Below are 13,615 nucleotides of genomic sequence, written 5' to 3'. Positions count from 1 at the left end.
GGTTTATGGAAATTATTAAAGTTGCTTTTTTTGCTTTAACTGCTTTATTTATATATCTTTTATTAAAACAAAATAAATCAGAATTAGGAATGCTTATAGTACTTGTAGCTGGAGCAGGAATTTTTCTATATATGATAGGACAACTAGGGGAAGTAATTGATTTTATAAATGATATTGCTAATAAAGCCAATATAGATACTGTATATATTGGTATAGTACTTAAAATTTTAGCTATTGCTTATATTACATCATTTTGTAGTGAAATTTGCAAAGATTCAGGAGCAGGTAGTATAGGAAGTAAAGTTGAATTTGCAGGAAAAATAATGATTTTAGGCTTAGCTATTCCAATACTTATGGCAGTATTAGATTCAATACTTCAGATATTGTAGGTGATAAAATGAGAAACAATATTTTAAAAGTAATTTTTATTGGGGTATTAACACTTATATTAGGAATTACTTATATTTCTTCAATAAGTGAAAATGAAGTTTATGCAGAGGAAAATACAGGAGTAACATTAGTTAATGATGAAGAAACAGAATCAAAATTAAATAGTTTATATGATTATATTAATACAATGAAAAGTGATGTTGAACTTATGAATGATTTAGATACAGTTTCATATATACAAAATTATATTAAAACTGGTGAAGGAAATTTATCAGTTTCAAAAGTGTTAAGTGCAGTTGTAAGTTTATTTTTTAAAGAAGTAAAAACAGTTTTATCATTAGCATTTTCAATTATTGTAATTGGAATAATATGTTCTCTATTTAAAAATATACAATCATCTTTTTCTAGCGAAGGCATTTCACAAGTTGCATTTTTTGCATGTTATGCAATTTTAATAATATTGCTTACAAAAACATTTTTAGTGTCATTATCACTAGCAAAAGATGTAATTATTCAAGTTACAACATTTATGGATAAGGTTTTACCAATATTGGTTGTTATGTTAGCAACTGCTGGTGGATTAACACAAGCAGCAACAATGGATCCTATAATTTTAGGAGCAACTATATTGATACCTAAAATTTATTTAAATGTAATTATTCCATTAATTTTAATTACATTTGTATTACAGTTTGCTAATAATATTTCTACAGAACCTAAATTATCAAACTTTTGTGGATTAATTAAAAAATCAACAGTTTGGCTTCAAGGAATTATTATTACTATATTTGTTGCAATTCTAACAATAAGAGGAGCAACCTCTTCAACGATAGATGCAGTTACACTTAAGACTACAAAATTTACAATAGATAATTTTATACCTATCGTAGGTAAATCACTATCAGATGCAATTTCTTCTGTGGCTGGATATTCATTAATAATAAAAAATGCAATTGGTTCAATTGGCTTAATTATTATTATTTTAATAATTGTATATCCAATAATAAAAATAGCATTATCATCACTTATATTTAAACTTTCAGCTGCATTACTAGAGCCAATAACAGATAAAAGAATTACTAATTCAATTGCAGCAGCAGGTGAATCTTTAATATTAATAATGTCATGTGTTGTATGTGTAAGTTTAATGTTTTTTGTTCTCATATCAATAATGATATCAGCAGGAAAATTTGTTGTGGGAGGATAAGAGATGGAATACTTAAATAATTTTATTATTACTTTAGTGGCAACCATGATTTTTATGACAGCTATAGAGATAATTGCCCCAGATAACTCTATGAAAAAGTATATTAAGTTTGTATTAGGACTTATATTGATTTCAGTAATGATAAATCCAATAATTAAATTTTTTACTGGTGGAGAACAAGAGGTGATTAATAGAATAAAAAGATATGAAGATATGTTGAATTTAGGAGTTACAAATGAAGGTGAATCTAAAGAAGTAATAGAAAAGCAAAAAGAGGCCTTTAAAAGTAATTTAAATAGTAACTGTGATAATTTATTAAAAGAGAAGTTTTCAGATAAGGATTTTAAGTCAGATATAAAATGCAATATAAATTTAAGTGATATGACTTATAGTATAGATAGTTTAGAAGTTGGTGTAAGGGAAAATGGTATAAGGCTTGTAGATAAAATAAGAATTAATGTAAATGATGAAAGTGAAGAAGCTGTATCAAATAATGAAAAAATTGATAATGAAGAAGAAATAAAAAACTATTTATCAGAACTTTTTAAAATACCTATAGAGAAAATAAAATTATACAGTATGGGAGGATAAGGTTATGGATAAAGATAAGCTAAATAAAGATATGAATAAAATGTTCCAAAATAAAAAGTTTGTTAATTGTTTAATTGTTTTATTAGTTATTATATTTCTTTGGTTAGCAGTAAGTAATTTTTTAGGAAATGATAGCAATGTATCTGATAAAAATAATGCACCAAAGGGGGCACAAGAAGTTTCTACAAATGATGGAGGAATGACATCAAAGGAATTGTTAAGTTATGAGGAAGATCAAAAGAAACAATTAGAAGATATACTTTCTAAAATGAGTGGGGTAGGTCAAGTAGTAGTAACTATTCATTTTGAAAGTGGAGAAACGCAAGTGCCAGCAACAAATTCAAGTACTCAAACATCAGAAACTCAAGAGGAGGATACAAATGGAGGTACAAGGCTTACAAAGCAAGAAACAGAAGGTACAACTGTAGTTATGAAAAGTGATTCAAATTCAAGTGAACCATTTATAACCAAAACATATAAACCAGCAGTTACAGGAGTGCTTATAGTTGCAGAAGGTGCTAAAAGTAGTGAAATTAAGTACAACATTCAAAAGGCTGTATCTAAATTATATGATATAAGTTTAGAGCAAGTTAACGTATATCCAATGAAGGAATAGCATATAATGTTATATAAATGTATGGGAGGAATTAAAAATGACAAAAAAACAATTTGGGATTATCTTTACACTAATGGCCTTGATAGTATGTGTGGGTGTATTATCAATGAAGTTAAATAAAAATGGATTAAATGATCCAACAAGCTTAGAAGCTGTATTAGAACAAAACAGTACCAATAAATCAAGTGAAAGTGAAACATCAACAGATGAAACATTAAGTACAACAGAGTATTTTTATAGTATGAGATTAACAAAGGAACAACAAGATGAGAAATATGTAGCAGATATGAAAGCAATTACTGAAGATGCAAATGCATCACAAGAATCTAAAGATGCAGCAAACAATGCATTAGTAGAAAAAGCAAAAATGAATGATCAAGAAAGTAGAGTTGAATCTGAAATAAGAAATAAGGGATATGAAGATTCTTTATGTATGATTAATGAAAATGGAAATGTTAAGGTTTATGTAAAAGTAAATGAAACTTTGTCTGAAGAAGATTCAGCATCAATTAAAAAGATAGTTGAAGATATTACTACATTAAGTGATGTAGATGTTACTGCAATGAAATAATACATTGTAAAATAGTAACTCTTTTGTTATAATGAACATAAGTAAAGGTAGGTTTAACTAGATAAACCTTTAGGAGGTTAAGGTCATGGAAAATGTAAACAATGAATCAGCAATAGGAATTGTTAAGATTTCTGATGAAGTTGTAAGTGTTATAGCAGGAATAGCTGCAGATGAAATTCAAGGAATTGTTGAAATCCCACATGGTGTTTCAAGTAACATATCACAAATTTTAAAAGGGAAAAAAGCTTCTAGTGGTAAGGCTGTAAAAGTTACATTAGAAGAAGATAAAGCTATTATTGAATTAAATGTAGCTGTAGAGTATGGAATGAGAATTCCAGAGGTAGTAGCTTCAGTTCAAGAAAATGTAAAAAGAACTGTTGAGGCTATGACTGGATTGAAAGTTGACAAGGTAAATGTTAATGTTCAAAACATATATGTTCCAAAGCAAGAACAACAAGAAGCAGAAAAAGAAGTGTAATTAAAAGAGGGGATGTCGCATTAAGAATAAATACTACAATATATTGTGTATAAAAGTTTTAGTGCGACAGCCCCTTTCTCAATGTATACAATAAAAATGTTAAATAAATACATTTAATAATTGTAAAATAAAATATGAAAAATTATTTTTATAGACAGAAATAAGATAATATTGTAATATACATATGTTTAATTAATATAGTATAAGTTTATAATGAAATTATTTACATTACATACCTAGGAGGAAATTATGAAAAGACAAAAATCAAGAGAAAAAGCAATGGAGCTGCTTTTTAGTATGGAATTAAGCAAAAATAGTTATGATGAAACTATAGAAACATTTATTGAAGATTATGAAATGGACTTAAAAACTATAGATGTTGAATACATAAAAAATGTTGTAAAAGTAGTTACTGATAATTTAGGTACAATTGATGACAAAATTTTAAGCTCATTAGTAAATTGGAAATTAGATAGAATTTCAAAGGTAAACTTAACAATTTTAAGATTAGCAGTAGGAGAAATGCTATTTATAGAAGATGTACCAGGTGGAGCTGCAATAAATGAAGCTGTTGAATTAACTAAAAAATATTCAGATGATAAGAGTTCATCTTTTATTAATGGTGTATTAGATAAAATATTAAAAACAACATTAGAACAATAAGAATTTTTAAATTTGGAGGGGCAAAATGGGTAAAAGAATAGATGGCAAGGAAATTGCTTTAGGAATAAAAGAGGAAATTAAAGCATTTGTTAATGATAGAAAATTAAAAGGGCTAAGCACTCCTAAAGTAGCATCAATATTAGTTGGAAATGATGGTGGATCAATTTTTTATTTAAATAATCAAGAAAAGGTAGCCATATCACTAGGAATGGAATTTGAAAAGGTTCATTTAAATGAAGAAATAGTAGAAGAAGAATTAATAAATAAAATAGATGCTTTAAATAATGATAAAAGTGTTAGTGGAATAATTCTTCAATTACCATTACCAAAGCATATTAATGAAAAAAAAATTATCTCATCTATATCTCCTAAGAAAGATATTGATTGTTTAACATTTGTTAATCAAGGAAAGTTATATATTGGAGAAGAAACTTTTATGCCATGTACTCCTAAGTCAGTAGTAACTATTTTAAATAGTTTGAACATCAATTTAGAAGGAATGAATGTAGTTGTTATAGGAAGAAGTAATATAGTTGGTAAACCAGTAGGTGCCTTATTACTTAAAGAAAACTGTACAGTAACAATGTGTCATTCAAAAACAAAAAATTTAAGAGAAGTATGTAAAAGATCTGACATTTTAGTTGTTGCAATTGGAAAAGCAAAGTTTATAGATGATAGCTTTGTTAAAGAGGGAGCTATAGTTATAGATGTAGGAACAAATTCAGTTCAAGGTAAAATTACTGGAGATGTTGATTTTGATAAGGTTATTGATAAAGCTTCATTTGTAACTCCAGTTCCAGGTGGTGTAGGAGCTCTTACAACTACTTTACTTATGAAAAATGCATGTGAGGCTATAGAAAAATATGAGGATTAAAACCTTAACGGTATCTGAAGTTAATAATTATATAAAAAAAATATTAGATAATGATTTTATATTAAATAATCTTTCAGTTAGGGGAGAAATTTCTAATTTAAAATATCACTCAAGTGGACATATTTATTTTTCATTAAAAGATGACAATAGTAAAATTAATTGTATTATGTTTAAAAGTAAAATCTATGATTTAGATTTTGTTTTAAAGGAAGGTATGGCTGTAATTGTTTCAGGAAGGGCAGCTGTATATACTGCTAATGGAACCTTTCAGTTATACTGTAATACAATACAACAAGAGGGCCTTGGAGAACTTCACATAAGGTTTGAAAGGTTAAAAGAAAAGTTAAGTAGGGAGGGGTATTTTAATGCAGAAGTTAAAAAAAACCTTCCTAAAAATCCAGAAAGAATTGGAGTAGTTACATCAGAAACAGGTGCAGCTATTTGTGATATAATCAATGTTATAAGAAGAAGAAATAATAAAGTAGATATTGTACTTTATCCTGCTTTAGTGCAAGGAGAAGGTGCATATAAAACAGTAATAGATGGAATTAAATATTTTAATAATAAAAAAAGTGTTGATATAATAATTATAGGAAGAGGCGGAGGAGCTCTTGAAGAATTATGGAATTTTAATGAAGAAGAGTTAGCTAAAGCTATTTATAATTCAAAATTACCTATAGTATCTGCTGTAGGACATGAAGTAGACTTTACGATATCAGATTTTGTTGCAGATTTTAGAGCAGCAACACCTTCACAAGCAGCTGAGATTGTGGTGCCTCTAGAAGATGAATTATATAGAGAAATTAATGAGTATGAAAATAAACTAAACTTTATTATAGATAATAAATTATCTAATGAAAGAAGAAGAATTCAAAACTTAGAAAAAGTTTTAAGTTTAAATTCACCAAGTAGTAAAATTGCAAATGCATATTTGGAAATAGATAATTTAAAAGATAAGATTGAAAAAATTATGGCATTTAAAATAAAAAGCAACAAACAAAAGATTTTTTCACTTAATAATATATTAAATGCGCATAATCCTATAAATATATTAAAAAGAAGTTATGCTATAATAGAAGATGAAAATGATAAACTAATAAAAAGTAAAGATTTCTTTGATGAAAAAAAGAAAATTAAGATTTATATGGAAGATGGATATGTTGTGGGAAATTTTATTCCGGTAGAAAGAGGGGGAAATTATCATGGCAAAGAAGGAAAGTTATAATGAAATGCTTGAAAATTTAGAAGGTATTTTATCTACTTTAGAAAATGATGAATTAAGTTTAGAGGATGCTATGAAAGAATATGAAAAAGGAAGTAAAATAGTTAATAAATTATATAAGACCCTTGATACTTTAGAAGGAAAATTTTTAACAATAAAAGAAAATTCCGAAGTAGTGAGGGATAATGATGTTTAATGAAATGAAAAGTGAAATAAATAGCTTTCTATTAAATTATTTTAAAAATAAGGGCACTTTTAACAAAATAATATATGACTCTGCAAGCTATAGTCTTAATATAGGTGGTAAAAGAATAAGACCTTTGCTTATGTTATTAACTTATAATATGTATAAAAATAATTGGAAAGATATAATAGAGTTTTCAGCAGCAATAGAAATGATTCATACATATTCATTAATCCATGATGATTTACCTTGTATGGATAATGATGATTTAAGAAGAGGAAAACCAACTAATCATAAAGTATATGGTGAAGATATTGCAGTTTTAGCTGGTGATACATTATTAAATGAAGCAATGAATTTAATGATGAAGTTTTCATTAAAGCATGGAAAAGAAGCTTTAATGGCAGCACAAAAAATAGCTGAAGCATCAGGACCGGAAGGGATGATTGGTGGGCAAGTTGTAGATATAATAAATGAAGGCAAGAAAATAAGTGAAGAAGAACTTAAATATATGCATATGAAAAAAACTGGAGCACTTATTAATGTTTCAATAATTTCTGGTGCAATACTTGCAAATGCACCAAAGGAAGATATTAATTTATTAGAAAAGTTTGGAGAAAAATTAGGGTTAGCATTTCAAATAAAGGATGATATATTAGATGTCATTGGGAGTACGGAAAAACTAGGTAAAAATGTATTAAGTGATAAAGAAAATGATAAAACTAATTTTATAACAATGCATGGTTTAGATTATTGCATTAAGGAGTGCGAAAAGCTAACAAATGAAAGCATTAAAATATTAGATAGCTTATCTGTAGATACAGAAGCTTTAAAGTTTTTAACTAAGAAACTTTTGGATAGAGAAAACTAAACAAAGGAATGGTAATTATGTCAAAATTATTAGAGGATATAAATTCACCAACAGACATTCATGCCTTAACTGATAAAGAGTTAAATGAGCTTAGTGATGAAATAAGAAGCTTTTTAATAGATAAGGTATCAAAAACTGGGGGTCATTTATCTTCAAATTTAGGTGTGGTGGAATTAACACTTAGCTTATATAAAGTCTTTAATTTTGAAGAAGATAAAATAGTATGGGATGTTGGACATCAAAGTTATGTCCATAAAATATTAACAGGAAGAAAAGATAGGTTTGATACATTAAGAAAGTATAAAGGGCTTTGTGGATTTCCTAAAATAACCGAAAGCAAATATGATGTATTTGGAACAGGTCATAGCAGTACATCAATATCAGCAGCCCTTGGAATTGCAAGAGCAAGAGATATAAAAAAAGAAAACTACAATGTTATTGCAGTTATAGGGGATGGGGCATTAACTGGAGGAATGGCATTAGAAGCACTTGATGATGTTGGATTTAATAAAACTAATATGATTATAGTTTTAAATGATAATCAAATGTCTATTTCTAAAAATGTAGGGGCATTATCAAATCATTTAAATAAGCTTAGGGTAGGACCAGGATATAATAAGCTTAAGCAAGATATTAATAATACACTTAGTCATAGTGATGCAGGAAAAACTGTGGTTCAATGTTTACATAGAGTAAAAGACAGTTTAAAGCATTTAATAGTTGAACCAATGTTATTTGAAAATATGGGAATTAAATATATTGGTCCAATAGATGGTCATGATATAGAACTTATGAATGATGTATTTAGTAAGGCAAAGTCAATAAAAGGACCAGTTATAATTCATACTATCACTCAAAAAGGAAAGGGATATGAATTTGCAGAAAAGAATCCAAATAAGTTTCATGGAGTTTCGCCTTTTGATTTAGAAAGTGGAGAATCATTTATGTCACCAAAGAAAACATATTCTAAAGTATTTGGTGATGCTATGATAGAATTTGCTAAGGAAGATAGTGATATAGTGGCTATTACAGCTGCTATGCCAGATGGTACAGGCTTAAAGGAATTTGCAAATATATATAAAAATAGATTTTTTGATGTAGGAATAGCTGAGCAACATGCTGTTACTCTTGCAGCTGGTATGGCAAGTGCAGGATTAAAGCCTATTTTTGCAGTATATTCTACATTTTTACAAAGGGGATATGATCAAATTATACATGATGTATGCATTCAAAATTTACCTGTAATATTTGCAATTGATAGAGCTGGTATTGTAGGAGAAGATGGTGAAACTCATCAAGGGGTTTTTGATTTATCTTATTTATCAGCTATACCTAATATGACTATTTTAGCTCCTAAACATTTAGAAGAGTTGCCTTTAATGTTAAAATGGGCATTAAATCAAAATAGACCTATTGCTATAAGATATCCAAGGGGGACAGATTGTGTTGAGGATATAAGACCATTATCTGAAATAAAATACGGGAAATGGGAAAAGATGATAAATGGTGATAAAATTGCAATAATAGCAGTTGGTAAAATGATTCAACATGCAGTAATTGCAGCTAAAACTTTAAATAAACAAGGGATAAACCCAACAATTATAGGCGCAACTTTTGTAAAACCTATAGATATAGAAATGTTAAAAGAATTAACGAAAGATGGATATAACATTATTACAATTGAAGATAATAGTATATGTGGTGGCTTTGGAAGCTATGTTTTAATGGAACTTAGCAAATTAAATTTTAAAGGTAAATTTAAAGCTTTAGGATATAGTGATAAATTTATACCTCATGGCGATATTGATTTATTATATAAAGATGCAGGATTAGATTCAAAATCAATAGAAAAAAGTGTTATAAACATTATGAATAAAGGAGAATAATATGGCATCAAAAAAAGAAAGATTAGATGTATTATTAGTTGATAAAGGAATTTGCACATCAAGAGAAAGAGCAAAAACTAATATTATGGCAGGACTTATTTTTGTTGATGGACAGAGAGTAGATAAGGCTGGTGAAAAGGTTAGTGTTGATGCAGATATAGTATTTAAAGGAGAAGAACTTAAGTATGTAAGCCGTGGAGGATTAAAACTTGAAAAGGCAATGAATACTTTTGGGATAGATCTTACTAATAAAGTATGCATGGATATTGGAGCTTCAACAGGAGGATTTACAGATTGTATGCTTCAAAATCATGCAAATAAGGTTTTTTCAGTAGATGTTGGTTATGGGCAATTTGCATGGAAATTAAGAACAGATGAAAGAGTTGTCTGTATGGAAAGAACAAATATAAGATATGTAACACCAGAAGATATTGGTGTACCATTAGATTTTGCATCAATAGATGTATCTTTTATATCATTAAAAACAATAATGCCTGCAGTTAAAAATCTTTTAGGAGATAAGGGTGAAGTTGTAGCTTTAATAAAGCCACAGTTTGAAGCTGGAAGAGAAAAGGTAGGAAAAAAAGGTGTAGTAAGAGATATAGAAGTTCATTTAGAAGTTGTAAATAAAATAGTAACTTTTTTAATTGAAAATGAATTTAATATATTAGGATTAAGTTTTTCACCTATTAAGGGACCTGAAGGAAATAGAGAATATCTAGTATACTTTACTAAAGATAAAGAAAAAGAAGGATCTTTTGAAATGAGTCAAATTGATGAAGTTGTAAAGGAATCACATAGCCAGCTATAAAAAGCTGGCTTTAGGTATATAGTATAAGATTTTAAAGGGAGAAATATGAAAAATATTGTAGTAGCATTAAATCCTTCAAAAGATAAAGATGGAAAAATATTATCTTTAGTAATGTCTCAAATTACAACGGTATTTAAACATTCTAAGGTTATAGTGTTAAATAGTTATGAAATGAATAAATACAGATTTCAAGACAAGCTTGATTTGTTAATAGTATTAGGTGGAGATGGTACATTATTAGGTGTAGCAAGAGATATTAATGGGAAGTATGATGTTCCAATTTTAGGAGTAAATATTGGAAATTTAGGCTTTTTATCTAGTATAGAAATACAAGATTTTAGTGAAGCATTAAAAAAGATTAAAAATGGACAGTATATTATTCAAAATAGAATTCTCTTAGAATGTACAATGTTAAATCAAGATGATAATGACAAGGGTAAAGCTTTAAATGATGTTGTTATTGCAAGAGGTACATTATCAAGAATGGCTAAATTTGAAGTGTTTATAGACAATAAGCTTTACTATAGATTTAAGGGAGATGGATTAATAGTTTCAACTCCTACAGGATCTACAGGATATTCATTTTCTGCAGGAGGACCATTTATTTATCCAGATGTAGATGTTATAATTTTAACCCCTATATGTCCTCATACAAGGGGAATGCAGCCAATAGTCTTAAAAAGTAGCAGTGAAATACTTATAAAGGCTGAAAATTATAATGGAGAAATTTATTTAACATTTGATGGACAGGAAGCAAAACAAATAAATGATAATACATCTATAATAATAAAAAAGGCAAAACAAATAGCAAAAATTTTATTATTTGATAATTATGATTATTTTAATGTTTTACGGCAAAAAATATTAGATAACTAATAAGTTAAGAAGAAACTTTTATATAGAGAAGGTGATTGATTTGAAATCTAAAAGACACAATCAAATTTTAGATATTATAAATAATAATGATATAGAAACTCAAGAAGAATTAGCAGATGCACTTAAGATTGAAGGATATGATGTAACACAAGCAACCGTGTCAAGAGATATAAAATTATTAAAATTAGTAAAAATGCAAAGTGAAAGTGGTAAATATAAATATAGTGCACCTACAAAAGAAGAAAGAGATATTAATGATAAGTTATATAGCATATTAAAAAATGCTGCAATTTCTGTAGAACAAGTAGATAAATTTGTTGTTGTAAAAACTTTAACTGGAGCAGCATCAGCTGCAGCAGAAGCAATAGATAGTTTATATACTAATGATGTTGCAGGAACTATTGCAGGAGATAATACGATTTTTGTATTAGTTAGAAGTGATGAGAAGGCTGTAGAGCTTATTTCAAAGATAAGAAAAATGATTTCTTAGATTTTAAAGGTGGGGTATAATGCTAGTTGAGTTAAATATTAAAAATTTTGCGTTGATTCAAGAATTATCAGTTGAATTTGGTGCGGGATTCAATATATTATCAGGAGAAACTGGTGCAGGTAAATCAATTCTTATTGATACAATAGATTATGTATTAGGCGGAAAATTTTCTAAAGATCAAATAAGATATGGAGAAGATAAAACAATGGTTGAAGCTGTTTTTTCTATAGAAAATGATGAAATATATGAAGTGTTAGATGATTTATCTATAGAAAAAGATGATATGCTTATAATTCGAAGAGAAACAACTTTAAATGGTAAAAGTATTATAAAAGTTAATAATAGAAGTATTGTTTTATCTCAATTGAAAAAAATTAGAGAAAAGCTTTTAGATATTCATGGGCAACATCAAAATCAAAATTTGCTTAATAAAGGAACTCATATTTTATATGTTGATGAATTTTATCATGATAAAATAAAGGATTTACTTAATGAATATGAAGAATTAAGACGTACATATATAGAAAATTCTGAAAAAATAAATGAATTAAAAGGCAATGAAGATAGAGAAAAATTAGCAGATTATATTAAATTTCAAATAGAAGATATAGAAAAAGCAAATTTAAAAGTTAATGAAGAAGAAGATTTAAAAGAAGAATTTAATATGCTTGCTAATGCAGAAAAGATTTCTAATAGTTTAGTTAGAGCATATGGATATTTAAATTCTTCAAATGAGGGAATTTCTATATTGGAAGGATTATCAAAAGTTATTTCTGAATTATCTTTAGTTGAAAATCACTCAGATGTAATAAGAGAAAAGAAAGTTCAAATTGAAGAAGCTTTTTATAATTTAGAAGATGTTACAAGGGAGATTAGAGACATAGGCAGTGAAATAACATATGATGAAGATAGATTAGCTGAAATTAATGAGAGAATTTATAGTATTAGTTTATACAAAAAGAAATATGGAAATTCAATAAAAGAAATATTAGATAATTTAAAAAACTTAAAAGAAAAATATAATGAACTAATAAATAGTGAAGAAATTATAAATAAACTAAAAGAAGAGCAACAAAAAATTGAATCAAAAATGAAGATTATAGGAAAAAAACTTCATGATTTAAGAGTTGAAGCAAGTGAAATATTAGAAATTAAGATAAAAGAAGAATTATCTTATGTTGGACTTGAAAAAGCAATAATAAAAATAGATGTTGTATTAACTGAAAATATGAATAGCAGAGGATATGATGAAGTACAATTTTTAGTTTCTGCAAATCCAGGAGAACCTTTAAAGCCTTTAGAAAAGGTATTATCTGGTGGGGAACTTTCAAGAATTATGTTGGCATTAAAATGTGTTTTTGTAGATAAGGATAAAATCCCTACATTGATTTTTGATGAAATAGATACAGGTATAAGTGGAACTATAGGAAAACGTGTAGGTGAAAAAATGTATGAAGTATCTATAAAACATCAAGTTTTATGTATTACTCATTTACCACAAATTGCAGCACTTTCAGATAGTCATTATTTTGTTTCTAAAGAGGTGTTAAATGGAAAAACATTTACTGGAATTAGAATGTTAAATAAAGATGAAAAGATTAAAGAAATTGCAAAAATGGTAGGTGGAGATGAAATTAGTGATGTAACAATCGAAAATGCATCAGAAATGGTGAATTTTGCTGAAATAAAGAAAAAAGAAATTAAAAATAATTAATATTTATATACATAATGGATATAAATACTGTAAACAATAAAATCATGGTAATTTATCATGGTTTTATTTTTTTTATAGAAAATGTATTTACATATAAATTTTTAACTAACTTAACAAAGTTATTATAGCATATAAAGAAAGTAGAGAGGGAAAATTAATGTTAGAAGGCAA

General features: G+C 27.3%; 16 protein-coding genes. All 16 read left to right on the top strand.

Translation table 11 applies throughout. The annotated features are described in order from the left end of the window. The first annotated feature begins 5 nt into the window (after positions 1-5). The 16 genes from spoIIIAD (at position 6) to recN (ending at position 13,444) form a co-directional block, all read left to right on the top strand. Entirely contained in the window at positions 6-389 is a 384-nt protein-coding gene (spoIIIAD, locus tag ACUN06_RS07690; protein ID WP_291732374.1) for a stage III sporulation protein AD, read from the top strand. 8 nt (positions 390-397) lie between these two features. Then, positions 398-1,597: a stage III sporulation protein AE gene (gene spoIIIAE / locus ACUN06_RS07685; protein ID WP_291732377.1), complete on the top strand. Its 1,200-nt coding sequence runs from the start codon at positions 398-400 to the stop codon at positions 1,595-1,597. 3 nt (positions 1,598-1,600) lie between these two features. Beyond that, on the top strand, positions 1,601-2,188 hold the full coding sequence (gene spoIIIAF / locus ACUN06_RS07680) for a stage III sporulation protein AF (RefSeq protein WP_291732379.1): 588 nt from the start codon (positions 1,601-1,603) through the stop codon (positions 2,186-2,188). Between the two features lie 4 nt (positions 2,189-2,192). Further along, a complete protein-coding gene (gene spoIIIAG / locus ACUN06_RS07675; protein WP_291732381.1) occupies positions 2,193-2,804 on the top strand; it encodes a stage III sporulation protein AG in 612 nt (203 codons plus the stop codon). A gap of 37 nt (positions 2,805-2,841) precedes the next feature. Next, a complete protein-coding gene (locus ACUN06_RS07670) occupies positions 2,842-3,375 on the top strand; it encodes a SpoIIIAH-like family protein (protein ID WP_291732384.1) in 534 nt (177 codons plus the stop codon). An 85-nt stretch (positions 3,376-3,460) separates the two neighbouring features. Further along, on the top strand, positions 3,461-3,853 hold the full coding sequence (locus tag ACUN06_RS07665; protein WP_291732387.1) for an Asp23/Gls24 family envelope stress response protein: 393 nt from the start codon (positions 3,461-3,463) through the stop codon (positions 3,851-3,853). A 249-nt stretch (positions 3,854-4,102) separates the two neighbouring features. Further along, complete coding sequence (gene nusB, locus ACUN06_RS07660; protein ID WP_291732388.1) at positions 4,103-4,516, top strand: transcription antitermination factor NusB; 414 nt, start codon at positions 4,103-4,105, stop codon at positions 4,514-4,516. Positions 4,517-4,541: 25 nt separating this feature from the next. Then, positions 4,542-5,390, top strand: a complete 849-nt coding sequence (locus ACUN06_RS07655; protein WP_449389577.1) for a bifunctional 5,10-methylenetetrahydrofolate dehydrogenase/5,10-methenyltetrahydrofolate cyclohydrolase — start codon at positions 4,542-4,544, stop codon at positions 5,388-5,390. Next, a complete protein-coding gene (gene xseA, locus ACUN06_RS07650) occupies positions 5,380-6,615 on the top strand; it encodes an exodeoxyribonuclease VII large subunit (protein ID WP_449389576.1) in 1,236 nt (411 codons plus the stop codon). Before ACUN06_RS07655 ends, xseA begins: the two co-directional genes overlap by 11 nt. Then, a complete protein-coding gene (gene xseB, locus ACUN06_RS07645; RefSeq protein WP_291732393.1) occupies positions 6,593-6,808 on the top strand; it encodes an exodeoxyribonuclease VII small subunit in 216 nt (71 codons plus the stop codon). Before xseA ends, xseB begins: the two co-directional genes overlap by 23 nt. Further along, positions 6,798-7,667, top strand: a complete 870-nt coding sequence (locus tag ACUN06_RS07640; protein WP_294397378.1) for a polyprenyl synthetase family protein — start codon at positions 6,798-6,800, stop codon at positions 7,665-7,667. The genes xseB and ACUN06_RS07640 overlap by 11 nt, the downstream gene beginning before the upstream one ends. Positions 7,668-7,684: 17 nt before the next feature. Beyond that, on the top strand, positions 7,685-9,553 hold the full coding sequence (gene dxs, locus ACUN06_RS07635) for a 1-deoxy-D-xylulose-5-phosphate synthase (protein WP_294124505.1): 1,869 nt from the start codon (positions 7,685-7,687) through the stop codon (positions 9,551-9,553). Between the two features lies 1 nt (position 9,554). Beyond that, positions 9,555-10,364 (top strand): TlyA family RNA methyltransferase, encoded by an 810-nt coding sequence (locus ACUN06_RS07630; protein ID WP_291732399.1) that lies wholly within the window; start codon positions 9,555-9,557, stop codon positions 10,362-10,364. A gap of 45 nt (positions 10,365-10,409) precedes the next feature. Beyond that, on the top strand, positions 10,410-11,240 hold the full coding sequence (locus ACUN06_RS07625; protein ID WP_291732401.1) for an NAD(+)/NADH kinase: 831 nt from the start codon (positions 10,410-10,412) through the stop codon (positions 11,238-11,240). A 40-nt stretch (positions 11,241-11,280) separates the two neighbouring features. Then, positions 11,281-11,730: an arginine repressor gene (locus tag ACUN06_RS07620; protein WP_291732403.1), complete on the top strand. Its 450-nt coding sequence runs from the start codon at positions 11,281-11,283 to the stop codon at positions 11,728-11,730. Between the two features lie 19 nt (positions 11,731-11,749). After that, positions 11,750-13,444: a DNA repair protein RecN gene (recN, locus tag ACUN06_RS07615; RefSeq protein ID WP_440250127.1), complete on the top strand. Its 1,695-nt coding sequence runs from the start codon at positions 11,750-11,752 to the stop codon at positions 13,442-13,444. Positions 13,445-13,615 lie beyond the last annotated feature (171 nt).

It is taken from the genome of Clostridium sp. ETTB3 (assembly GCF_053571985.1).
This window is presented reverse-complemented; position numbering and strand designations above follow the sequence as displayed.